We start from the raw sequence: 22,346 nt of genomic DNA on the forward strand, positions 1-22,346 counted from the left end.
CGGACTAGAGACTGTTATGGACCCGGCTTGAGGTCATTGCCGTTGGGGTGAGATGACCTCACCTCGCAAGCCTTACCCCTCCGATGTCTCCGATGAAGAATGGGCGCTGGTGGCGCCCTATCTGACGCTTTTGCCTGAAGAGGCAGGTCAGCGTGAACACTCCTTGCGTGAGGTGTTCAACGGCCTTCGCTACATCATCAAGACGGGAGCGCCCTGGCGCTGGATGCCCAACGACCTGCCGCCCTGGGCTGAGGTCTACCAGCAGACCCAGCGCTGGCTCAACGCCGGCTGCTTCGAAGAGTTGGCGCACGACCTTCGCGCGGTGCTGCGCCTGGCGGCCGGGCGCGATGAGGAGCCCTCGGCCGCTGTGCTCGACAGCCGTACGCTGCGCTCCAGCCCGGAGAGCGGAGCCCGCGCGGGCTATGATGGCGCCAAGCGCAAGAAGGGCTCCAAGCTGCACATGGCGGTGGACACCCTCGGCCATCTGCTGGCGGCCCACGTCACACCCGCCACCGCTGATGATCGGGCTGAGGTGGGACAACTGGCGCAAGCCATGCAGGCCGCCACCGGCGAGAGTGTGGATCTGGCCTATGTCGATCAGGGCTACACGGGCGAGAGGGCCGCGGCTGCCGCCCGCGAGCATGGGATTGAGCTGGAGGTGGTCAAGCTGGCTGAGGCCAAGCGCGGTTTTGTGTTGTTGCCGCGCCGATGGGTGGTCGAACGGACCTTCGCCTGGGCCACCCGCTTTCGCCGTCTGGTGCGCGATTACGAGCGTTTACCTCAAACCCTCGCAGACCTGCATGTGATTGCACTGGTCTGTATTATGCTGCGACAGGCCGTCAACTACAGCGCAGTCCATAACAGCCTCTAGTCCTTCAGACTACCTTCCGCTTTGAGAGAAAGCGCGTCTTAGGGACAGGAGTGGTCCAGAACAGCCCTGTGGCAGGATAACCAATGTATTGGAAATTATATTTAGAGGCCAAGGCCTCCCGTTGCTCAACCGTCCTCTATGTGCAATGTTATAAATCTTCAAAAATTCGCTAGTTCTGGGGGCACCAATGGCTTATATTCCACTTACCGAGAATAATGATACACAGGTTATCTACAACGTCACTACTGATGATTCCGATGAAATTTTCCATGGATTGGGTGGAGACGACACTTTCCTCGTAAATACTTTCCTCGTAAATAATTACGTCTACGGCATCAGCATTTCAGGTTCCGATAGCGCAGGATTCAGGTCAGAGCTTCAGTGGGATGTTGTCCACCTCGCTGTCTCCGCACGTTTCAACGCATTGAGCTTTATCGACGTTCTGACTTTTACATCTCCGAACTCTGCCACGACCCTCACCTACAGTGCCAACAGCAGCTTCGGTGTGTCACAGGTCGTAGGATCCACTGCTGGCATCGACACCATCCACTTCACAAGCGCTTCGGAGCGAGTCAATCTCGACCTCTCCGGAACAGTCTTCGCGAATTGGGGACGCGCCAACTAGACGATTCTGGTCGACTTAAACACCGACGCCTCAAAGACCTTCGACGATCGCTTCTTCGGCAGCGCGGCGGGAGAACGCGTCACGGCAGGCAATGGCCGTGACCTCCTCTACGGCAACGCCGGTGACGACTACCTTGATGGCGGCGAAGGTATCGACGTGCTCGATGGCGGCGACGGCAGCGACACGCTCATCGGAGGCAATGACCGTGGCCGTGATGGACCGAACATCCTGAAGGGCGGGAAGGGCAACGACGTCTACAAGTTCAATGAGAAGGTCGACATCGTCATCGATGCCGGCGGCCTCGACAGCAGGATGGTCTCAAAGAACTCAACGTTGTCCACGAATGACAAGTTCGAAGGCTTGGCCGCGGACGATACGCTCAGCAAGGCGATCAACCTCACGGGAAATGCCAAGACCAACATCCTGATTGGCCACAACGGCAAGAACTCCGTGAAAGGTATGAACGGCAACGACATCCTGGAAGGTCGCCTGGGCAACAATCAGCTTGATGGTGGCGCCGGCAACGATAAGCTCTATGGCGGCCTCGGCACCGACAAGCTCACCGGCGGCGCAGGACGGGACACCTTCTATTTCGACACCGCTCTGGGTGGCAATGTCGACAAGATCGTCAGCTTCTCGACCAAGGACGACAAGATCGCGTTGGACACGGAGATCTTCACCAGCCTTGCAGGAGGCAAGCTGGCTACGTCCGCCTTCTACATCGGCGCCAGTGCCAAGGATGCCGACGACCGCATCATCTACAACAAGTCGACCGGCGCCCTCTCCGACGATGCGGATGGAACAGGCACCGCATTCGGGGCGATCAAGTTTGCTACGCTTAACAAGAACCTCAAGCTGACAGCTTCGGACTTCATCCTGATCTAAGCGACCGAGAAACTACCTATTCAGCCCGCTTCGACTTAGGCCGAAGCGGGTTTTTTGTTGCCCACCATCCAGAGAAGCTATCAGCCAAGAGGGGTTTCGGCCCCAATCATCCTACTCCAAAGATCGGCCGCAGAGATCATCTCGCCTCAGGCCTCACCAAAGAGTTCATCACCGGCGAAGCGGGTTGCAACATAGATATCGTCCGATACCGTTCCTGTTACACTGATCTTGCCCGTCCGCGCATCGAAGACCTGCGCCTTGGCCCTCATCGTTCCATCAAAGGCAACTTCCGACCAATTGATCATGAAGCGCCCGTCCCTGAGGACGGTGATGTCAGGCTGTACGGCCTCTCCCCCACCGGTATTGACTACGATCTCCTCCTCATCAAGGGGCGGCTTCCATCCGCATTGAACACTTGGGCACGGATCACCTATTTGGCTGTGCTTGTACTCCGATGGGCAACTGCGAGAACAAAGCGACCATTGTCCAAAGCTTCGATACTTGGCTCGACCTTCTGACCAGTCGCAGCCATTTCAAAGTTGTAGTTCTGCGAGCCAAGGATCACCCGGTCCTTCACACTGTATTTATAGATACGGTCCGCATTAACCTTGCTCGGTTTAGCGTCGAAGACGAAGTTGTCGCGGCCCGCCTCGCCATAGAGACGATCCACACCGAAACCGCCAAAGATGGTGTCGTTGCCGGCACCTCCATAGATCTTGTCGTTGCCGCTACCTCCATCCATCTGATCGTTGCCATCGCCCCCATAAAGTTCGTCGAGGCAGGCCTCCGCCTTCAGAACATCATTCCCGCCATAGCCGATAAGAGTATTGTTGCCTGCCCCTCCAGTGATCTTGTTATCCGAGTTCGATCCGGAGAGGTTGAAGGATACCTCGCTGGCCGGGTTCATAAGGCTCAAAACCTCGACCTCGGCATCTCCAGAAAGGGCATAGCTCACAGAGGTGAGAACCGTGTCAAACCCTCCACTGCGGCCTTCCCTCACCTGATCCGAGGTGTGATCAACGATATAGGTATCGTCACCAAGGCCGCCGATGAGAACGTCTCTGCCGCCTCTTCCATCGAGCCGATTGGCGCCTCGATTGCCGATCAAAGTGTTGTCGAGTCCGTTTCCGGTAAGGTCAAACGGACGCTTCCTGCGGGATCGTGAGCGACCAAGTTTGCGATGGCCAAGCCTTCGGCAAGAGTGAAACTCTGGCTCGTCCGGATTGTATCGAAACCGGAGATGTCAATTATGGTGTCGCCGAGAGGATCGATATAGACATCGTCGCCCGCGCCGCCGTCCAGAGTATCAGTGCCGGCTCCGCCGTCCAGGGTATCACTCCCTTCCCCGCCGATAAGATGATTTCTGTCCAGGTCGCCCGTGATCCGGTCGTTGAAGTCTGAGCCGATCACCCCTTGGATGCTGTCGTAGATATCGCCAGCCGCGTAATTGCCGGTGTTAAGGACAGGGCTGCTCAGGGAGACCTCTACTGCACTGGTAGCTTCAGCATAGGAGACAAAGTCAAAACCTGATCCTCCTTTAAGGAGATCGTTCCCCAGTCCACCAGCAAGTGTATCGCTGTCATCTCCGCCAAAAAGGTTGTCATTGCCCATTCCGCCGGAGAGGAGATCGTTCCCAAGGTTGCCAGTAAGCCGGTCATTTCCGCCTTCCCCTTCCAGGGTATCATCATTGACGGTACCCTCTTCGGCTTCATCCGCATCGGTGCCAGTCCATACCTTTCCTATCGCGAAAGCCGTGATTGCGGGAGCAAGTTGAACCTGAACATTGTTGAGCAGATCATCACTTCCCCAGATGTCCGATTGCTCATAGAAGTCTCAAAAATATAGCGATATTACGTATCGACATTTATCCATGAGCAGCCCCAGAAATGCAAACATTTCTTCAACCGAGCGCCCTAGCTCAGCCATAAGGCTTGCGGAACACAGCAAGAACGGCTACCTTGTTCCTGATTTGTTTCAGAATCGCCTTTTCCAAGGCAGTAAGGGCCAGCCATGCTGACGCGCAAACAGCACGAACTGCTCCGCTTCATTCATGAGCGGCTGCGGGAAACCGGGGTTCCGCCGTCCTTCGACGAGATGAAGGATGCGCTCGACCTCAAGTCTAAGTCGGGTATCCATCGCCTGATCACGGCGCTCGAGGAGCGCGGCTTCATCCGCCGCCTGCCCAACCGAGCCCGGGCGCTCGAGGTAATCCGCCTGCCGGAGAGCACCAGCGGTGCAGCCAGCCAGCGGCGCTTCACGCCGAGCGTGGTCGAAGGTGGGCTGGCCGGTAAGGCCAAGGCCGCTCCGCCGCCGGCCTCCGACCCCCGCGACCGCGAGATGTCGATCCCTGTCATGGGCCGGATCGCCGCCGGTACGCCGATCTCGGCCATTCAGACCCGCAGCCACTCCATCACCCTGTCGGGCGACTTCCTGGCCCAGGGCGACCACTTCGCTCTCGAGGTGCGCGGCGACTCGATGGTGGAGGCCGGCATCCTCGACGGCGACCTCGTGGTCATCCGCCGGCAGGACAATGCCAATACGGGCGACATCATCGTGGCGCTGATCGACGAGGAGGAGGCGACCCTGAAGCGCTTCCGCCGCCGCGGCTCCTCCATCGCCCTGGAGGCCGCCAACCAAGCCTACGAGACCCGCGTGCTCGGCCCCGACCGGGTCAAGATCCAGGGCAAGCTCGTCAGTCTAGTTCGTCGGTACTGACCTCGTCTTCGGGAAGATCCTGCTCAGGGACAGGCCTTGCAGCCCTTGGCCTCCCCTGAGCGGGCGCTCCCCCAATCTGGATTGACCGGTCGCCAGGCCAGGTCATCACCTCATGGCCTTTCCTGACGGACGTGACCTCGATCTTATCGGGTCCAAAGCGCAGCGTCGTGGCTCCGCGCTCCTTCAGCGCCTTACCGTCGAGGACGAAAGGCAGCCGGCATGTGGGCGGAGCTTGCAGCCGGGTGACGATCACGTTAGCCCGGCGGCAATCCTCCTCGAAAGCAGCGTAATCCTGGACAAAGGCGATCCGCCGTCCATCGGCTGCGACCATGACGCAACCAGCGGTGCCACAGCGTGCTTCACGCCTGAGGCTGGCATCGTCCACATTCCTGCCATCACCATCGGCACGCAGCCATTGCTCGGTCACGAAATCGGAGGGCCGCCCGACAAGGGCGAGCTGTCCCTGAGCGCCGCGGATGGCCGCTCCCGCCCCTTCGCGATCGATGAAGACATCGTGGCGATCCGGAACACTCGTGAAGGCAAGCCCCATCCCCGCAGGCAGCAGAGCCATCCATCGCAGCGGTGACGCCGGGATGGTGAGGATGAGCAGGCCCAAGCTGAGGAATGCCAGCGCGCCAATGCTCAGCGCCGGCACCACCATGGTCGAGCCGCTGAAAGACCCGACCCAGGCCGATACCGCAAGCACCTGCTCGACGGCCGCACCCATCACCTGCCAGACCGGACGGTCGAGACCGAAGGGATACGCGAGCACACCCAGAACGGCCGAGGGCATGACCACAGCCGAGACGAGCGGCAGGGCGAGTGCATTGCCAATAAGACCGTAGGGATTGAGGGTTTGGAAGTGATAGGCGGCGAAGGGAGGTGCAGGATCTCCAGCATCTGCGGCGTGGGTGGCAGCATGAGGCGCAGCTCCATGCGCCCGTCGTCGAGGAGCGGCAGGCAGACCCGCACGGACCACGAGACGACACCATCCTCGCCCTCGGACCAGCGCAGGGATGGGACTGCCTTGGCGAGCTCCTCGGCCCCCTTTGCAGCCCATTCCTCAAGGCTCCGCATCTCGGCGAGGGCGGAGGTCACCCGGCCGTCGTCGACGAACCCATCGTGCTCAGGCAGGCCCAGGTAGCGCCGGAGGGCCTCGGTGTCGACGTCGCGCTGCGACGGGGCCACCCTGCGGATCGCGTCCTGGAGGATGTCGGCGGTCTCCTGTTTTCGCTTGCGTGCCATGCTCTAGCGTTCTTGCCTAGAAAGACAGTGTCAACGCCGCTCGTCGCGAACCGTGCCCTCCGTCCAACGGCAGATCGGCACACGGCACGTTAAGCAGGTGGCGACCAAATAAGACGGATCTCATCCCCACAGCAACACAAAGCCGGCCTCCAGAAATTTCTGGAGGCGTAAGCGCTTACGCAAAATCGCCAAGCTGATCGATGATCTTGTCATCCGGCGTTATTGCTCCGGCAGCATCTTGCCCCTGCGAAGTGCCGGCACCCTTCAACTCCTGCTCCGCTCTGGACCAGTGGTCCTCCGGACTGCCGGAGCAGCCCTCGCTCTCCCATATCTCGTAGGCCCGCTCGCGGGTCCTCTGCTCTAGGTGCTTTGCCATCGCCCGACTCCATGCCTCAGGGGCAACTATCCTCAACCAAGCAGGCGTGATGTCGTCTCTCACATGTGCTCTGATCGGCCCCAGAACCTGCTCTGCCTTGAAGCTAGGGGACTGCTCTGGCGCGTGAAAGGAGCCTGACATGCGCCCCCTAGTCGGCGCCGGGGTCTTGACCTGTTCGCCAGACGCGGCAGGATAATCCTGCGCAAGCGCACCTGAAGGGACTGAAGGAATATTCAATGGCGACTGGGACTGTGAAGTGGTACAATGAAACAAAGGGTTATGGCTTCATTCAGCCCGACAACGGCGGCAAGGATGTGTTTGTCCATGCCACAGCCCTTGAGCGGGCTGGCATGCGCGGCCTCGCTGAAGGCCAGAAGATCTCCTATGAGGTGGAAGCCGACCGCCGTACGGGCAAAGAGTCTGCTACCAACCTGCAGAAGGCTTGATTGAGCCTACCCTTTCGTCAGCTCAGCGCTGACCCTTCAAGCCGCTCCTGACAGGGCGGCTTATTCTTGGGACAGGCCAGACCATGGAGTTCCGGAGAAGATAGAGGCATGGCCTCATTTTCCAGCGGCTGCCTCCCCATGGAGCTTGTCATCGTACCACTCGGCCAGGTCGGAGGTGAAATCCTCATCCTGATCCAGGCGCACCAGAAAAGCTGAGGCTAGGAAGTAGTGGAACGGAATGTCGGAATGCCCATCGTCAAGCATGGCGTCGACATCCGGACTGGCGAATAGCTGGCGGCTGATCTGGCCATCTTCCATGCCCAGGACGACAGCGACCTGTCCGGGCTCCAGGGTGATCGTGGTCTTCTGGTTCTTGCTGTCGGTCATGCTGACGGCTCCCTTGCGACGACGCTCGGTCTCAGTCCCTCAATCCTGCGAAGGTTCACACGTTCCCTGCTGCAGGACATCAGCGTGCGCTGGACCTGTCACCAATCCTGCGGCCGCGGGTCGCTCAGGACGAAACGGAAAAAGGGGAACATCGCCTCTCCATCCAGGTTGGCTCAGTCCGATCACAGCTTTCTTGGAGAAGCCGGATGGCACAGAACGCAGGCGCCAATCAGGGTGGGGTCAACAAGACCCGGGACAAGAGCGCGGATAGCAAGCGCCGGCAGGACGACGAGACGGGGGACCGGCACACCGAGGCGAAGCCGCTTGACCCCGGGACCGGAACAGATGGGCGCGCCCCGAGCGACATGACCGGCGGCCGCAGCTGAGGCGCAACCGACCATTCCTCTGACCATAGGAGACAGCCATGGCCAAGAAGGCACGCATGCGGCCGTCCTGGAAGAAGGCGAGGCGGACCAAAGCCCAGCCGTCAGGATCCCGCGCCGAGAAGGTCACCCAGAAGCGCAGCTAAAGGCTCGCGTTGAGACAGCCACCGACACCAACCACGAGGAGCAAGCCCCATGTCCGAACAGAAGCCTATCCCCGGCGCACGGACGAACCCCGAGGAAATCCCCCAGGAGAGCCATGGCGGCTCCAATGGCCGCGGCACCCCTCATCCCCAGGGCAAGGACGGCAACGGCGCCCAGAAGCGCCAGCAGCAGAAGAAGACCTAGCTCCATCCCCAGAAACCAGCCGGCAGCACAGGTGACCCATGACCACTCGTAACCACAACAACCGCAGCGAGAAGCAGAAGGGCCACGTGCCCTATCGGGATGACGAGGCCGTTCAGAAGGGCAATAAGGACGCCGGCCACCAGGGTGGCCACCAAGGCGACGGCGGTGGCGGCGTCCCAAAGACGCAGGGCCAGAGCCAGGCGAACAAGGACGTCGACAACAACCACCAGAACCGCGGCCACGGCTAGGAGGCGTCCCGCGTTCTTGCAACCCACCGATGTCAGGAGACCTTCCATGCCAGACCCGAACGATCCAGCGGCCGGCCGCTCATCCGCCGATCAGGGCGGAGACCCACAGCAGGACGAAGGTGACGTTCCGAACCTTGGACCGGTGTCGGATCCGGCGGGACGCGACTTCGGCGATTCCGCAGGCTATGGCGGCGGCGGCTCGACGCGCGACTACCAAGAGGTGGTTGGCGAGAACCCGGTGACCGCCGGCAGGCCCAATCCGCTCGATGTGGTGATCCCGCCAGAGCCGCACGGGTCGGACAAGGAAGGGGCTTGATGTTCACCGTGGAGATTGGAGGTCGACCTGCCGCCGTCCTGAACCTCCCGACCGTCGCCGATGCGGAAGAGCTGCTTGGCGACCAGGAATTCCGGGATGATCTCACCGCCCTGCAGTCCGAGGGCCGTCCCCTCTAGGACGGGCAGGCGGCAATGAGCCTGCGCGAGGCTAACGGCGACGAACGGGCCCAGTTCGAGAACTCCGCAGCAGATGAGGACGACGACGGAGGCTTTGTCATGTTCCTCATGGACGTCACCAATTTAAATGCCCCAAACGGCCGAATGAGTGAGTGCCATGACGCGGCTGTTGAGTGCTATCGCGGTGAGTGCGTCGACGGACGCTCCAGCTGAGCCCGGGCGAAGGCGGTCAGAGGTCTCGCGTCTGGATTGAGAATGGCCGCAACCCAGCCGTCCGGGAACCCACGGAGCTCCTGGTTGTGGGCCCGCACGGCGCTGATGAGGTCGCTGCGCGCGACCACAAGCCGGTCCTCCAACCTCAGAAACTCCGCCAGCTGCGTCGCGAAGTGCGTGTCGCCGGTCAGCTCGGGATAGCGCTCGGCAGCATCGTCCAACGTGGCGAGAGCGGCAGTGAGGCGATGCTGTGCCTCCTCGTAGTGCCGGAACCGCTCCGGTTCGGCGATGAACCCATCGGCGTTCAGGATGGCGATCACCTCATCGCGGGCGGCCATGACCTCATTGAGCACCTCGCGCTCGGCGGGGGCCTGCCTTCGCACAGCCTCGACCAGCTGCGGCACCTTGTCGGCTCGCTGGCGGTACAGACTCTGCACCTCACTCCAGGCCTGCTGCGCGCGCTCCCTCAGAGCGGGAACATCGCCATGATCACAGGCTACCACGCTAAACATCAAGCCGAGAGCAAGGCTCCACCGTCCAAAGCCCCTGAGCAATAGCTCCTCCTGCTGTGCAGGGGCTGACTACTCGTCGATGTCGTCCGGCACGGAGCGGTCACTTACCTTGTCGGGCCGCGGCACCTTCTGGTTGCCGACCTGTGCCATTCCCGGAGTAGCCTTCCCGGGTTCCGTATCTTCGGATTTCGGCTCGGGTTGCGACTGCGGCTGCTGCTTGTCCTGGGTCATCATTAGGATCCTCGTTTGCTCCCTCTACGTGGCAGACGAATTGTTATTCCCTCCGTCACGGGGGCTTCCGACTGCTTCCGATGCTCCGGTGGCAGCGGCGGCAGGCGCATCCTCCACGTTGGCTTCCGAGCGCTCCTGCGTGGTCCCACTTAGCTCACGCTCCGCTCGGAACCAGTGATCCTGCGGATCGCCCGAGCAGCCTTCGCTCTCCCAGATCTCGTGGGCCCTCTGGCGGATCCTCTCCTCGCCTGGGCTAGTCCGCTCCTCCTGGCGGTCACTGCCGCTTGGATCATCGAAGATCTGACGACCAAGATCGAGGCCGATGCGCGGTGTTGCATCCGGTCCGGTTTTATCCTGTGTCATGATTGCTCCCGTTTTTGCGGATCTACATATCAATCTCCGGCGCCGAAACATCTTTCCCATCTAACTTGAAAGCGCCTTTTAGCACTGTCGGAATGCGATCCTGCTGATCACGGCAGAAGGGCTATCGGTTTTGCTTCGTCAGCCCATCGTGCTGTGACCTTCTCTATCGCGTCACCAACACCTGGGCCGCCGCATCCGCCAGGCGCCGGTGTGCCTGCGTGGTCGGATGGATGTCATCACAGAACAGATAGCCGTTGCAGTTCCGGCGCTGACCGCAAGGCGTGGTGATATCGACAAAGCCCGCTGCGGCTGGATCGGCCCAGACCCGCTCGGCCAGCTGCCAGACGTCGAGACGGTACGGCCGTGGGCTTGTACGGCCAGCAAAATCTGAAAGGACCCGATCAAGGGCGCTGTTGAAGCGTGCTGCAAGCTGGTTTGCGGCTTCAACAGTCTGGCTGCCCTGAGCCCGCACCGCCGGGGTAATCCCGATCCTGGGAAGATTGGGCACGAGAATGTCGGTGGCACCCTGGCTCACCAGATCGGCCACAATGCTCCTCAGGGAAGCAACGGCGGCATCCACCATCGTGGCCGCCTGAGGCTGCCCAACGGTCGCCAGCAGGTCGTTGCCTCCACCATACACGATGTGAAGAATGCGCCCATTTGGGCGCGATGTTCGGAGATAGGTGCTGGCCTGCGCCCGCAGGCTTGTGTTGCCGGAACTCGGATCGAGACGAGCCCCGCCGACGGCATAGTTGGATCCACCCGTCCGGCTCGGCTTGAGCGACACTCCGAGCCGTTCGGCCAGGTGCTCGACCCACACGGGGCCATTCGAGGCGCGCCCCGCATTGCCGTTGTCCGACAGGCTGTCACCGAAGACGACGATCTGATCAAAGGCCAGCTGGGCCTTGGCGGAAGAGTTCATGAGACCAACCGCGGCAAAGAGGATGAGAGAGACAATCGAACGGAATATGGCGGTTCCACTTGGAGATAGAGACTTCATGCTAGCTCCCGACTGCTTGCCGAGTTCGATTTGCGTCCATCTCATCGAAACTCGAAACGAATGGCAGCTTTTGCAATTGCATCCCGGCGCATGGGCAACGGACTTATCTGTTCCCGCCCCACATGGGTCAGTTCCATTGCTTTCCTCCTATGTGAAAGGTCGTGACGGCGAGCCTTCCGGTCGGCCATCCGCATTGCATTCGGCTCAGCACACCACTGTTTGAACGAGTTTGCAGAACCTCTGACGCAAGGGCCTTGACATAGAGGCATGCATGAGCAGGGTCGCTCGGACCAGACGGTCCGGCCCAATATCCTCATCGGACACAAGATCGAGCAGTTCCGCCAGCCGGGTGCGGGCGCGGTTGATCCGGCTCTTGATGGTACCAAGGTTTGTGCCGCAAATCTGAGCCGCCTCCTCGTAGGACATATCCTCCGCTGCGACGAGAACCAGGGCCTCGCGCTGTTCGATGCTGAGCTGGGCCAAGGCCGCCAACATGTCGCTGAAGTCCAGACGTGCACTCTGCTCAGGCATTACAGCAAGTCTCTCCGCCATGGCTCCGTCGGCATCTTCCACCTCCCGGCGGTGGCGACGCATGTCAGTGTAGAACTGATTGCGCAAGATGGTGAAGAGCCAAGCCTGCATGCTGGTGCCGGGCTGGAACTTGTCCAGGTTTTCGAGCCCACGCAGCAGAGCCCCTTGAACAAGGTCGTCCGCGTAGGTGATGTTGCCGGACAGCGAGATGGCAAAGGCGCGCAGACGCGGGATCGCATCCAGCATCGCCTGACGGACAGAGGGATCAACGGTCATTGTATGCGCTCCTCGTTCCATTCATGGCTTCAAGGGTCCGGATGAGTTGTTCGGGAACGGGATCATTCATCAGGTGGGCGTAGTAGGCGCGAAGCCGCTCTCCGAGACAAGCGGCAACGTCGGGTGGAAGGGCTGGCTCGTGGGGCCTTCGGTTTTGACAACCGGAAGCTCCCCAGTGTCACCAAGCTTCCTCTGGGTAACTTTGGGCATCGTCATCAGCACGCTAGTTCCTCCGAGCAAGACCAACAGTTCTCTGATGGCTCTCCAGAGAACCAGCAAGATAACCTACCCGTAGATGATCGGAGGCGGCCTGCCATTAACCTATGATGATCTTGAGATTAGGCGTCAGGTAGCACGAGAGAACACTGTGAAGGGCTTTGACCGGAAAAGTATGGCTACGATTAGCCTACGTGAGTGAGGGGATAGTCAGTCCCACTCAGGCTGTCTCAATGGTTTTGCTTTCCATCGGCCCCAGTGAGAGCCCTGTCGGTTACCTCCAACGACGGGGCTCTTCCGGTTCCTGAACAACGGGAGATCTCGCGTGATGGCTTCGCCCCTACTGCATGATCGTTGAAGACCAGGCGCTTATTGGTCTGTCACTTGAGGCGTTTTTGAAGGACGCTGGGTTCTCGGTGGCTGGCCCATTCCTCTCCTGCGCCAATGCTCTGCGCTGGCTGGAGCACAATACGCCGCACGTTGCTGTGCTGGACGTCAGCCTCAGGGACGGCACCTCCTTGCCCATCGCACGTGAACTGAATGGGCGTAACACGCCTTTTGCCGTCTATTCAGGCCTTTCGTTCACGAGCAACCTCCCGGACGATCTCCAGGGCGTGCCGTGGCTGGAAAAGCCTGTCCCACGGGAGGAGTTGACTGCAACGATTGCTCGCCTCGAGCGAACAAATGCTTGAACGGCGGATTAGTACGACACCTCGACAACCGCCGAAACAGCGATGAGCAGGAGAGCCGATGTTTACCCTTGAGATCGGAGACAAGCCGATTGCCATCACCGATGCCGACGAGGCTCAGGCGCGAGCCATCTTTGAAAGTGACGAGTTCAAGCAGGACCTGACGGCAATGACCAGTGAAGGGATACCGCTGTGGGACGGGAGGGCTCCTCTGACCATCCGACCCGCATCACAAGAGGAGACCGCTACATTCGAGGCTCCTGACATGGACCTCGACGATGATATTGACGCCGCGGAGGATGACGATGGCCTGTTTGTGACCTTCCTCGTGCCGATTGACCATGATCATGAGGATGTCTCGACCATTCCACCACACCTGCAGAGTTGATGGTCCAAACCAATTTTGCGCCTGAAGCGGCAGAGGAGCAGGCGATGTTCACCTTGGAGATCGGCGGCCGGCCGGTTGCCATGACTGATGCAAGCGCGGAGCGGGCCCATGAATTCTTCGCGGGACAGATGTTCAAGGCCCATCTCGGGCAACTCATGAGCCAAGGACAGCGCTTGTGGGATGGGATAGCCCCACTGGTGGTGCGGCCCTCGTCAGAGGAGGAGATCGTGAGGTTCAAGAGAGTTCAGGCCGCTGCGGATGAGGAGCAGGAGGACGAGGAGGAGCCTGATACCTTCTCTGTCGTCTACCTCGTCGAGGCCGAGGAAGAGGAAGTTGAAGCGGGCTGATCGGCCGGGGCCCGGGTTCGAACGGACCGCCGCTTGCACTATTCCATACTTTTGAAGGTCCGCCAGCGATCATCCGAGGCTCGATATGGCCACTCGAACATCGTTTGAAGAAAGTACGCAGCGGATGGGATCTCCTGATCGGCAGCCCATGGTTTCCGCTTCTACGAGAGAAGCGAGCGCTTCACTGGCTCATCACGTCGTGATCGTCGGTGCCGGGTTCGCTGGCCTTGCTCTTGCGCAGGCGCTCGGAAGCACACCCTTGCGTGTGACCGTGATCGACCGCCGCAACTACCATCTGTTCCAGGCTCTCCTGTACCAGGTGGCCACAGCCGTGCTGTCGCCTGGCGAGATCGCCCAGCCGATCCGGCGCATCGTGGGGCGGCACAAGAACATCACGGTTCTTCTGGGCGAAGTGGACGGCATCAACCCGGAGCGCAAGGAGGTCTCTGTCAATGGTGAGGCTCTCACCTACGATACCCTCGTGCTCGCCACAGGCGCCACCCACGGCTACTTCGGGCATTCGGAATGGGCACGCTTTGCGCCGGGGCTGAAGACCCTGGAGGATGCCCGGCGCATCCGGGCGCAGATCCTGATGGCGTTCGAAAAGGCCGAGATGGAGCGCGATCCCGCCGAGCGCGAGCGCCTGATGACCTTTGCCATCATTGGAGGCGGCCCGACTGGGGTAGAGATGGCCAGCGCCATTGCAGAGTTGGCCCGCCAGGCTCTTGCGCAGGATTTCCGCCATATCGACCCGACGAAGGCACGCATTCTACTGATTGAGGCGGCGCCGCGCATCCTCGGGCCGTTCCCGAAGGATCTCTCGGCCAATGCGGAGCGGGCGCTCAAGCGGCTTGGCGTTACCCTGCTCAGAGGCAAGCCCGTGGAGGACGTCAACGGACGGGGCGTCACGGTCGGCGGCGAGTTCATCCCGTGCTCCACCGTCGTCTGGGCCGCAGGTGTGGCAGCCTCACCGGCCGGGCAGTGGCTGCATGCCGGAACTGACCGGGCCGGGCGTGCTGCCGTGGCCCCTGACCTCTCCGTCCCAGGTCTCGACAATGTTTATGTGCTTGGCGATGTTGCCCTTGCCACGGGCGAGGATGGCAAACCCCTGCCCGGCCTGGCTCAGGTTGCCCACCAGCAGGGCCGCTATCTCGGCAAGGCCTTGCCGGCCCGCATTCTGCGCAACGAAACGCCTCCTCCATTCCGCTTCAACAACCGGGGGAACCTCGCTGTGGTCGGGCGAAACTCGGCCGTCGTCCACTGGGATAGCTTCAAGCTGAAGGGTTTCGGTGCTTGGCTCCTGTGGGGGATTGCCCACGTGTACCTCCTGGTTGGATTCCACAACCGCTTTCTGGTCACCATGCGCTGGCTCTGGACCTATCTCACCTTCCAGCGCGGGGCGCGGCTGATTGCGGAAGATGTCACCAGAGACCTGTCCAAGGACACGAGCACGAGCCGGAAGACCGGTGCTGCGGCGAACGAGCCTGGTGCAAGCCGAGGATTGGATGCGCCCCGGGTTCATGGATGACAGGCTGATGCGTGTTGCCATCGAGGGCCGGAAGGCAGCGGACCTGAGCTGATCGACTGGGGAATCCTGCACTTCTTGCGCAGCACATCGACGCTGTCAGTCGTTGGAGGCGGAGATATGCCAAAGGGTGGAGCCGATCTTTGAACATGCCAAGGTTGAAACGGTCCAGAGCCAAGACAGGAACGGACGCCCCAACAGCGGCGCAACGGCTGGCGCTTATCCTCGCCGGAGGCAACGGACTTGGGGCGTTCGAAGCCGGGGCCTACCAGACGCTGCACGATCACGGCCTGCAACCCGACTGGGTGGTGGGCACATCGATTGGAGCCGTCAACGGCGCACTCATTGCTGGCAATCCTCCGGAGCGGCGGACAGAGGCACTGCAAGCGTTCTGGTCGAAGGCGGCCTGGCCCGCAGCGGGCGGAGGGATTGCTCCAAATAGGCTGGTCCAAGCCATGCAGCGCTTTGCCGGGCAACTGCAGACAGCCTCGTTCGGGAATTCGGCCATGTTCGTGCCGAGCTTCACCGGAATGACCGCCAATGGAACGGGCACCATTGGTCTTTACGATCTGTCGCCCCTGCGGAGCACGCTGGCGCAACTGGTCGACTTCGATCTCCTCAACACAGGCGCCGTCCGGCTGACGGTGGTTGCCGTCGATCTGGAAACCGGAGACGAGGTCCTGTTCGACACGCAGACAGACTGGCTCGGCCCAGAACACATCATGGCCAGCAACGCCCTGCTGCCGGACTTCCGACCCATCGAGATCGGAGGCCGCCTGTATGGCGACGGTGGGCTGGTGTCCAACCTGCCCATCGACGTGGTGCGGCGCGAACCTGATGGGGATCGCCTCTGCCTTGCCATCGAGCTGTTTTCCGCTCGAAGGCAACGCTGCACGACCTTTGCCGAGGCTGTGGCCCGGCGCCAGGAGCTTTTGTTTGTCAATCAGAGCCGATGGTTTCTGGAGGCTTACGTGCGCGAGGACAGGGTCCGGAACACGCTTCGGGCCGTTCTTGATCTCGTGCCCAAGGAGTTGCGGGATCGACCCGAGGTCAGGGCTGCCCTGGTGGAAGCGGAGCGGCCGGACATGCGGCTGGTGACGATTGGTGGGGATCCGGGTCCCGAGGTTGGCAGCTGGTTCTACGACTACTCCGAGCAGGCGATCATGCGACGCTGGGACGCCGGCGCAAGCAAGGCCAGGGACGCGTTAACCGCGCTCCAGGGCGCCCTGGCATCGAACCAAGCGACCTCAACGACCCGGTGAATGTGTGGGATGCATCCGAGAGCATCCTGCATGCTCCATTCCCATACGGACCATACCGCAAGAACTAAGGAAAACAGCATCATGACAGACAGGATCGACGGGAAGGTCGTCGTCATCACCGGCGCATCGAGCGGCATCGGCAAGGCTGGTGCCCTGGCATTGGCCGATCACGGAGCCCGCCTGGTTCTGGCGGCACGCCGGGAGAAGGAACTGGAGGACACCGCAGAGGCCTGCCGCGCCAAAGGAGCTAAGGTCATCACCGTGCCGACCGATGTTGCCGAGGAGGCGCAGGTTCAGGCGCTTGCCAAGAGTGCTCTTGATACCTTCGGCCGGATCGACGTCTGGTTCAACAATGCCGGCATGGACGCCTTCGGCCGCTTCGAGGACATTCCACCGGAGACTTTTGAGCGCGTCCTCCAGATCAACCTCATGGGGATGGTCTATGGCGCCCGGGCCGCCCTGCCCCACTTCCTGGAGCGCGGCTCCGGCATCCTGATCAACAATGCCTCCTTGATCGGCAACTGCCCGTCACCGTTCCACAGCCCATATGTCGCAAGCAAGTTCGCCATCCGCGGGCTCTCGTTTGCCATGCGTCAGGAGGTGATGCATCTGCCTGACGTTCACATCTGCGTCCTCTCGCCGGCGTCGATCGACACGCCCCTGTGGCAGCGCAGCGCAAACTACAGCGGACGGGCGATCAAGCCGCTGGACCCGGTTCATCCCGTGGAGCAGGTGGCGGAGGTGCTGCTCAATCTGATCCGGTATCCGCAACGCGAGGCGTTCGCCGGCGTGTCAGGGTGGATGGCGAGTGAGCAGTATGCAGCCCAGCCTGCCATGACCGAGGCGTTGGTCGCCGTCCATGCCGGACAAACCCTGTTCCTGGATGAGCCCGCCGGACCAACCGACGGATCGCTGTTCACGCCGGAAAGCGGCAACGGCGGCACGAGCGCGGGTTGGAGCTCGCCGGACCGGCCGGGGTTTGCTGTGGGTGACACCCTGCCCCTGATGGCCAGCCCTGCGCTTCTCGCCATGGCACCGGCGCTATACACGTTGAAGCTATCGGCCGGCTTCGCCCAGCAACTCAGCATGCAGTTCGCCCCCTCATTGGCTGGCGCCTTCGCGGCAGCAGACCAGCTGCCCGCCGCACTGACCTCACCCCTGCGGCGGACAACGCCGTGACTTGCAGTGGGACCGGGCATTTGCCCATTCTCTGGAGCGACCCTGATGCGATGAGACTGGGGCGATGACCTGCAACAGACCGGAAGCCGCCTCCCAGATCGTGGCAGCCATCGAACAAGCGCTGCCACCCGACCCGCGCCTTCGCGACCTTGTCGATGCGCTCGGGGAACGGGCGGGCGGCATCTTGCTTGCCGCCATCGCCATCCCGGCGCTTATTCCGGTCCCGGGGGTTCCGCTTGGAGCGGTGTTCGGCACGGTTCTGTCGATCATCGCCTGCCAGATGGCAGTTTCTGGAGCAGAGCCCAGGCTTCCCCATTGGCTTGCCCGGGTCAGGCTCAAGGCTCCGGTGATCACGCTTCTGAGCCGCCGCGGCCCTCCCCTGCTGCGGCGCGTGGAGCGTCGGCTGCGGCCCCGTGCCAGCGTGCTGATAACACGAACAGGCAAGCTGCCTCTTGCTCTCGTCATGGCACTGATGGGAGCTTTGATCGCCTTGCCGATCCCATTCGGCAACACGCTTCCAGGCCTTTCAGTGATCCTCATGGGCCTTGGTCTGGCTGCCGATGACGGTCTTGCTGTCTTGGGAGCCCTGCTTCTGGCACTTCTGGCAACCGGGGTTTCCGTCGCACTGACCTGGGCCGCCTGGTCAGGGATTGTTCACCTGCTCGGGTGATTGGAGGCGCAGGAACGCTGACCTTATCAAAGCCCGAACGAGCGCGCCAATCCACGCCAGGGCCGCGCGTGCCTGTCGCGTGCTTGGACGCAGCTACTGTCTCCTGATGGCCAAGGCCAGGTCTGTCGCGAATGGTGGCACCTTTAGTTGCAGGAAGGGTTCAGGACCTTTTGCGGCCTCAAACGTTGCACAGACACCACCATGGAGCCGACGGCGCCGATGCCCTTGTAGTAGGCATCGCGGGCGAAACCATAGCCGCCGGGCCATGCCGCTTCCGGTGGCGGCAGAAGACGGGCGGAGCCGGCAATGAACTGCCCGGCCGTCAGCCCTGCCCCAGTGCGCACTGAGACGCGCACGAGACGGGGACGTTCACTCTCTGCAACATCCTTCATCTCCACAATCCGGATAAGGAGCCTCTGCCCCCCTTCCCGGTCCTCCACGGCCTCGACGAAGCCTGCAATGGTCGTAATCGTGATACGGGTGAGAGCCGGAGCGGCAACACTCCGAGTGCGGATCACGCCAGCCGAAAAACCTGCAAAGACAGCCGACAGCGCAATCATGGCGATGAAAGCCGTCATGCTCCGGCGCAGGGCGATCGCTGCCGCACCGCACAAGGCAAAGGCTCCCATCGGCGCCCAAAGGGCCGGCATGCCGTCGGCCTGGAAGAACAGGAGGATGCCGGCGCCGAAACAGACCGGAATCCAGGGGAAGAGCCGACGCTGCTCAATCTCACACGTGACGGCCTTTGCTAGCCAGCCGCGCGCATCGAGGAGCCTCCACTCGATGCCGGCGCTCCAAGACCGGGGCAACGCCACCACCCGCGCAACGCTGCGCGGGATCCGGCGGATCTTTCCTCGGTTGTCTTCCATCGCGGCTTCGGCTTAACGCGGGTTCGGTTGCATGCTAGACGACCGCACGCTCCGCCCCAAGCCGCCCTGTGGATTGAGTCGGATGGCTGCGGCAGCACGGCCGCGCGACCCCCGGTTTCTTTAGTCAAGGTTCTCCTGCGATGACCGTCGTCACCCGCTTCGCCCCCTCTCCCACCGGCTTTCTCCATATCGGAGGGGGGCGCACGGCCCTGTTCAACTGGCTCTATGCCAAGCGGCATGGAGGCAAGATGCTGCTGCGCATCGAGGATACGGACCGGGAGCGCTCCACAGACGCCGCCATCGCGGCCATCCTGGACGGGCTGCAATGGCTCGGCCTCGATTGGGACGGCGACGTGGTCTATCAGTTTTCCCGCGCTGCCCGGCATAAGGAAGTGGCCGAGAGCCTGCTCGCCCAGGGCCGCGCCTATTACTGCTATGCCTCCCAGCAGGAGCTGGAGGAGATGCGCGAATCTGCCCGCAAGGAGGGCCGCCCCCTACGCTATGACGGACGCTGGCGCGACCGCGATCCGTCCGAGGCCCCCAAGGACGTGAAGCCCGTCATCCGCCTGAAGGCGCCGACCGAGGGCGAAACGGTGGTCGAGGACGAGGTGCAGGGCCGCGTGGTCTGGCAGAACAAGGATCTGGACGATCTCGTGCTCCTGCGCTCGGACGGCACGCCCACCTACATGCTGGCCGTGGTGGTGGACGACCACGACATGAACGTGACCCACGTTATCCGCGGCGACGATCACCTCACCAATGCGGCCCGTCAGACGCAGATCTATCAGGCCCTGGGCTGGGATGTGCCCAACATGGCCCACGTTCCGATGATCCTCGGCCCGGACGGCGCCAAGCTCTCCAAGCGCCACGGCGCCCTTGGGGTCGAAGCCTATCGCAGCATGGGCTATCTGCCCGAGGCTATGCGCAACTACCTCGTGCGCCTCGGCTGGAGCCATGGCGACCAGGAGATCTTCTCCACCCAGGAGATGGTCGACGCCTTCGATCTCAAGAACATCGGACGCTCCCCGTCCCGCTTCGACTTCGCCAAGCTGGAGAACCTCAACGGGCACTATATGCGCCAGACGGAGGATGAGAACCTGGTGAAGGCCATTGAGGAGATCCTGCCGGAACTCGGAGCAGAGCGCGGGATCGGCACAACCTTCTCCCCGGGCTTGCGCGACAAGATGACTGCCGCCATGCCGGGCCTGAAGGAGCGCGCCAAGAACCTCGTAGAGCTGCTCGACAGTGCCTACTACCTCTATGCCCAACGGCCGCTTCATCTGGATGAGAAAGCCGCCAGCCTCCTCGCGGACGGACGGGCTCGCCTCGACGGAATCGCTGAGAAGCTCGATAGCGTTTCCGATTGGTCGGCCCAGAGCGTGGAAGCCGTCGTGCGTCAGCATGCGGAGGCTGTCGGAGCGAAGCTCGGCCAGGTGGCGCAGCCCCTTCGGGCGGCTGTGACCGGCCGCGCGACGTCGCCGGGACTCTTCGACGTCATGGCGGTTCTCGGCAAGGACGAAACCCTGTTGCGGCTACGCGATCAGACCAAGGATGCGCCCGCTGCATAACGGGCAAATCTCGCCTTTAGACGTGCTTGCCCCCTCCCTATGGATAAGCTACCGAAGGCGCCATAAACCGACCGACCGGCAAACCCTGGTTCGGCAGCCCCGAGGGCCTACCCCGCTCCCCCGGTTGCTCTAGGTTCTGCCCGGCCTCCTTTTGAAAGGGCCACGACGCATGAGTTCCAGCACCAGCACCATTTCAGTCGACGGCAAGTCCGTGGAGCTGCCGGTAAAAGAAGGCACCATCGGCCCGAGCGTCGTCGACATTTCCAAGCTCTACGGCCAGACCGGGATGTTCACCTACGACCCGGGCTTCACCTCCACGGCGGCCACCGAGTCGAAGATCACTTATATCGACGGCGACAAGGGCATCCTGCTCTACCGTGGCTATCCGATCGACCAGCTGGCCGAGCATGGCGACTTCCTCGAGACCTGCTACCTGCTGCTCTACGGAGAGCTGCCGACGGCTGCCCAGAAGGCCGATTTCGACTATCGCGTCACGCGCCACACCATGGTGCACGACCAGATGAACCGGTTCTTCACCGGCTTCCGCCGCGATGCGCACCCGATGGCGATCATGGTCGCCTGCGTCGGTGCCCTCTCGGCCTTCTACCACGACTCCACCGACATCTCGGATCCGCACCAGCGCATGATCGCGTCCATGCGCATGATCGCCAAGATGCCGACGCTGGCCGCCATGGCCTACAAGTATTCCATCGGCCAGCCGTTCGTGTATCCGCAGAACGATCTGGATTACACGTCCAACTTCCTGAAGATGTGCTTTGCGGTCCCGGCCGAGGAGTACAAGGTCAACCCGGTTCTTTCCCGCGCCCTCGACCGGATCTTCATCCTGCACGCCGACCACGAGCAGAACGCCTCGACCTCGACCGTTCGCCTCGCAGGCTCCTCGGGAGCAAACCCGTTCGCCTGCATCGCGGCCGGCATCGCGTGCCTGTGGGGCCCTGCCCATGGCGGCGCCAATGAGGCAGCCCTGAAGATGCTGGAGGAGATCGGCACGCCGGATCGCATTCCGGAATACATCGCCAAGGCGAAGGACAAGAACGATCCGTTCCGCCTCATGGGCTTTGGCCACCGGGTCTACAAGAACTACGACCCGCGCGCCCGCATCATGCAGAAGACCACCCACGAGGTGCTCAACGAGCTCGGCATCAAGGACGATCCGCTCCTGGACGTGGCCGTGGAGCTCGAGCAGATCGCGCTCAAGGACGAGTACTTCGTCGAGAAGAAGCTCTACCCGAACATCGACTTCTATTCGGGCATCACCCTCAAGGCGATGGGCTTCCCCACCTCCATGTTCACGGTGCTGTTCGCGCTCGCCCGTACGGTCGGCTGGATCGCCCAATGGAGCGAGATGATCGAGGACCCGTCCCAGCGCATCGGCCGTCCGCGCCAGCTCTACACGGGCTCGCCGGAGCGCGATTACGTGACCGTCGCTCAGCGCGGTTGAAGACATCGGGTGCGATAATAATGAAAGGGGCCGAAAGGCCCCTTTTTCGTATCTGCGTCCTCG

Annotated in this window: 32 protein-coding genes; 19 read left to right on the plus strand and 13 right to left on the minus strand. The window is 61.8% G+C overall.

Features of this window, described 5'->3' with window-relative positions:
- Positions 1-52 precede the first annotated feature (52 nt).
- The 3 genes from MA07_RS17200 (at position 53) to MA07_RS17210 (ending at position 2,381) form a co-directional block, all read left to right on the plus strand.
- Positions 53-871, plus strand: coding sequence for an IS5 family transposase (locus MA07_RS17200; protein ID WP_036349069.1), 819 nt, complete (start codon positions 53-55; stop codon positions 869-871).
- Between the two features lie 187 nt (positions 872-1,058).
- Positions 1,059-1,496, plus strand: coding sequence for a hypothetical protein (locus MA07_RS17205; RefSeq protein WP_036353718.1), 438 nt, complete (start codon positions 1,059-1,061; stop codon positions 1,494-1,496).
- Positions 1,497-1,502: 6 nt separating this feature from the next.
- Complete coding sequence (locus MA07_RS17210) at positions 1,503-2,381, plus strand: calcium-binding protein (RefSeq protein ID WP_280114245.1); 879 nt, start codon at positions 1,503-1,505, stop codon at positions 2,379-2,381.
- Between the two features lie 146 nt (positions 2,382-2,527).
- Here MA07_RS17210 and MA07_RS30195 read toward each other — a convergent pair whose 3' ends face one another.
- From MA07_RS30195 to MA07_RS29045, 3 genes are all read right to left on the minus strand, one after another.
- Positions 2,528-2,686: a hypothetical protein gene (locus MA07_RS30195; protein WP_160195450.1), complete on the minus strand. Its 159-nt coding sequence runs from the start codon at positions 2,684-2,686 to the stop codon at positions 2,528-2,530.
- 125 nt (positions 2,687-2,811) lie between these two features.
- A complete protein-coding gene (locus tag MA07_RS17215) occupies positions 2,812-3,489 on the minus strand; it encodes a calcium-binding protein (RefSeq protein ID WP_052003264.1) in 678 nt (225 codons plus the stop codon).
- Entirely contained in the window at positions 3,486-4,193 is a 708-nt protein-coding gene (locus MA07_RS29045; protein WP_348270409.1) for a calcium-binding protein, read from the minus strand. Before MA07_RS29045 ends, MA07_RS17215 begins: the two co-directional genes overlap by 4 nt.
- A 198-nt stretch (positions 4,194-4,391) precedes the next feature.
- Between MA07_RS29045 and lexA the strand changes: the two genes are divergently transcribed.
- Positions 4,392-5,096, plus strand: coding sequence for a transcriptional repressor LexA (lexA, locus tag MA07_RS17230; RefSeq protein WP_036353732.1), 705 nt, complete (start codon positions 4,392-4,394; stop codon positions 5,094-5,096).
- Here the strand turns inward: lexA and MA07_RS17235 are convergent.
- From MA07_RS17235 to MA07_RS30200, 3 genes are all read right to left on the minus strand, one after another.
- Positions 5,074-5,931, minus strand: a complete 858-nt coding sequence (locus MA07_RS17235; RefSeq protein ID WP_244445277.1) for a ComEC/Rec2 family competence protein — start codon at positions 5,929-5,931, stop codon at positions 5,074-5,076. The genes lexA and MA07_RS17235 overlap by 23 nt on opposite strands.
- Complete coding sequence (locus tag MA07_RS30945) at positions 5,823-6,341, minus strand: hypothetical protein (protein ID WP_244445279.1); 519 nt, start codon at positions 6,339-6,341, stop codon at positions 5,823-5,825. The genes MA07_RS17235 and MA07_RS30945 overlap by 109 nt, the downstream gene beginning before the upstream one ends.
- Positions 6,342-6,516: 175 nt before the next feature.
- Complete coding sequence (locus MA07_RS30200) at positions 6,517-6,717, minus strand: DUF2934 domain-containing protein (protein WP_160195451.1); 201 nt, start codon at positions 6,715-6,717, stop codon at positions 6,517-6,519.
- 236 nt (positions 6,718-6,953) lie between these two features.
- Between MA07_RS30200 and MA07_RS17245 the strand changes: the two genes are divergently transcribed.
- The gene (locus MA07_RS17245) at positions 6,954-7,163 is read left to right on the plus strand and encodes a cold-shock protein (protein WP_036353738.1); all 210 of its coding nucleotides are present in this window, start codon (positions 6,954-6,956) and stop codon (positions 7,161-7,163) included.
- Between the two features lie 114 nt (positions 7,164-7,277).
- On the opposite strand, the gene MA07_RS17250 is transcribed toward MA07_RS17245, so the two are convergent.
- Positions 7,278-7,550, minus strand: coding sequence for a hypothetical protein (locus MA07_RS17250; RefSeq protein ID WP_036353741.1), 273 nt, complete (start codon positions 7,548-7,550; stop codon positions 7,278-7,280).
- A gap of 206 nt (positions 7,551-7,756) precedes the next feature.
- Here MA07_RS17250 and MA07_RS17255 point away from each other — a divergent pair, with 206 nt between their 5' ends.
- From MA07_RS17255 to MA07_RS30210, 5 genes are all read left to right on the plus strand, one after another.
- Positions 7,757-7,936 carry a hypothetical protein gene (locus MA07_RS17255; RefSeq protein WP_036353744.1) on the plus strand — a complete coding sequence of 60 codons (180 nt, stop codon included), beginning with the start codon at positions 7,757-7,759 and terminating at the stop codon, positions 7,934-7,936.
- Positions 7,937-8,128: 192 nt separating this feature from the next.
- Positions 8,129-8,281, plus strand: coding sequence for a hypothetical protein (locus MA07_RS30205; RefSeq protein ID WP_160195452.1), 153 nt, complete (start codon positions 8,129-8,131; stop codon positions 8,279-8,281).
- A gap of 38 nt (positions 8,282-8,319) precedes the next feature.
- On the plus strand, positions 8,320-8,529 hold the full coding sequence (locus MA07_RS17260) for a hypothetical protein (RefSeq protein WP_036353747.1): 210 nt from the start codon (positions 8,320-8,322) through the stop codon (positions 8,527-8,529).
- Between the two features lie 46 nt (positions 8,530-8,575).
- Positions 8,576-8,845, plus strand: a complete 270-nt coding sequence (locus MA07_RS17265; RefSeq protein WP_036353751.1) for a hypothetical protein — start codon at positions 8,576-8,578, stop codon at positions 8,843-8,845.
- Entirely contained in the window at positions 8,845-8,982 is a 138-nt protein-coding gene (locus MA07_RS30210) for a hypothetical protein (protein ID WP_160195453.1), read from the plus strand. The genes MA07_RS17265 and MA07_RS30210 overlap by 1 nt, the downstream gene beginning before the upstream one ends.
- Before the next feature lie 176 nt (positions 8,983-9,158).
- On the opposite strand, the gene MA07_RS17275 is transcribed toward MA07_RS30210, so the two are convergent.
- From MA07_RS17275 to MA07_RS17290, 5 genes are all read right to left on the minus strand, one after another.
- Entirely contained in the window at positions 9,159-9,698 is a 540-nt protein-coding gene (locus MA07_RS17275; protein WP_160195454.1) for a LemA family protein, read from the minus strand.
- A 78-nt stretch (positions 9,699-9,776) separates the two neighbouring features.
- On the minus strand, positions 9,777-9,938 hold the full coding sequence (locus tag MA07_RS30215; RefSeq protein WP_160195455.1) for a hypothetical protein: 162 nt from the start codon (positions 9,936-9,938) through the stop codon (positions 9,777-9,779).
- Positions 9,939-9,962: 24 nt separating this feature from the next.
- Entirely contained in the window at positions 9,963-10,301 is a 339-nt protein-coding gene (locus tag MA07_RS17280; RefSeq protein ID WP_036353759.1) for a DUF2934 domain-containing protein, read from the minus strand.
- A 163-nt stretch (positions 10,302-10,464) separates the two neighbouring features.
- Entirely contained in the window at positions 10,465-11,223 is a 759-nt protein-coding gene (locus MA07_RS17285; RefSeq protein WP_052003266.1) for an SGNH/GDSL hydrolase family protein, read from the minus strand.
- Between the two features lie 282 nt (positions 11,224-11,505).
- Positions 11,506-12,108 (minus strand): sigma-70 family RNA polymerase sigma factor, encoded by a 603-nt coding sequence (locus MA07_RS17290; RefSeq protein WP_052003267.1) that lies wholly within the window; start codon positions 12,106-12,108, stop codon positions 11,506-11,508.
- Positions 12,109-12,671: 563 nt separating this feature from the next.
- On the opposite strand from MA07_RS17290, the gene MA07_RS17295 reads away from it, so the two are divergent.
- From MA07_RS17295 to MA07_RS17325, 7 genes are all read left to right on the plus strand, one after another.
- Positions 12,672-13,016 (plus strand): response regulator, encoded by a 345-nt coding sequence (locus MA07_RS17295; protein ID WP_036353764.1) that lies wholly within the window; start codon positions 12,672-12,674, stop codon positions 13,014-13,016.
- 58 nt (positions 13,017-13,074) lie between these two features.
- Positions 13,075-13,401 carry a hypothetical protein gene (locus tag MA07_RS17300; RefSeq protein ID WP_036353767.1) on the plus strand — a complete coding sequence of 109 codons (327 nt, stop codon included), beginning with the start codon at positions 13,075-13,077 and terminating at the stop codon, positions 13,399-13,401.
- Positions 13,402-13,445: 44 nt separating this feature from the next.
- Complete coding sequence (locus tag MA07_RS17305; RefSeq protein WP_036353949.1) at positions 13,446-13,748, plus strand: hypothetical protein; 303 nt, start codon at positions 13,446-13,448, stop codon at positions 13,746-13,748.
- Between the two features lie 148 nt (positions 13,749-13,896).
- Positions 13,897-15,276 carry an NAD(P)/FAD-dependent oxidoreductase gene (locus MA07_RS17310; RefSeq protein WP_052003280.1) on the plus strand — a complete coding sequence of 460 codons (1,380 nt, stop codon included), beginning with the start codon at positions 13,897-13,899 and terminating at the stop codon, positions 15,274-15,276.
- Positions 15,277-15,422: 146 nt separating this feature from the next.
- Positions 15,423-16,535 carry a patatin-like phospholipase family protein gene (locus MA07_RS17315; protein ID WP_152568908.1) on the plus strand — a complete coding sequence of 371 codons (1,113 nt, stop codon included), beginning with the start codon at positions 15,423-15,425 and terminating at the stop codon, positions 16,533-16,535.
- Positions 16,536-16,616: 81 nt separating this feature from the next.
- Positions 16,617-17,714: an SDR family NAD(P)-dependent oxidoreductase gene (locus MA07_RS17320; protein WP_052003270.1), complete on the plus strand. Its 1,098-nt coding sequence runs from the start codon at positions 16,617-16,619 to the stop codon at positions 17,712-17,714.
- Positions 17,715-17,778: 64 nt separating this feature from the next.
- Positions 17,779-18,384: an exopolysaccharide biosynthesis protein gene (locus MA07_RS17325; RefSeq protein ID WP_052003271.1), complete on the plus strand. Its 606-nt coding sequence runs from the start codon at positions 17,779-17,781 to the stop codon at positions 18,382-18,384.
- 143 nt (positions 18,385-18,527) lie between these two features.
- On the opposite strand, the gene MA07_RS17330 is transcribed toward MA07_RS17325, so the two are convergent.
- Positions 18,528-19,253, minus strand: coding sequence for a DUF4131 domain-containing protein (locus tag MA07_RS17330; RefSeq protein WP_036353769.1), 726 nt, complete (start codon positions 19,251-19,253; stop codon positions 18,528-18,530).
- 140 nt (positions 19,254-19,393) lie between these two features.
- On the opposite strand from MA07_RS17330, the gene gltX reads away from it, so the two are divergent.
- Positions 19,394-20,821, plus strand: coding sequence for a glutamate--tRNA ligase (gltX, locus tag MA07_RS17335; protein ID WP_036353773.1), 1,428 nt, complete (start codon positions 19,394-19,396; stop codon positions 20,819-20,821).
- A gap of 169 nt (positions 20,822-20,990) precedes the next feature.
- Positions 20,991-22,283, plus strand: a complete 1,293-nt coding sequence (gene gltA, locus MA07_RS17340; RefSeq protein WP_036353776.1) for a citrate synthase — start codon at positions 20,991-20,993, stop codon at positions 22,281-22,283.
- Positions 22,284-22,346: the final 63 nt, after the last annotated feature.

It is taken from the genome of Microvirga sp. BSC39 (genome assembly GCF_000739015.1).
Classification (GTDB): domain Bacteria; phylum Pseudomonadota; class Alphaproteobacteria; order Rhizobiales; family Beijerinckiaceae; genus Microvirga.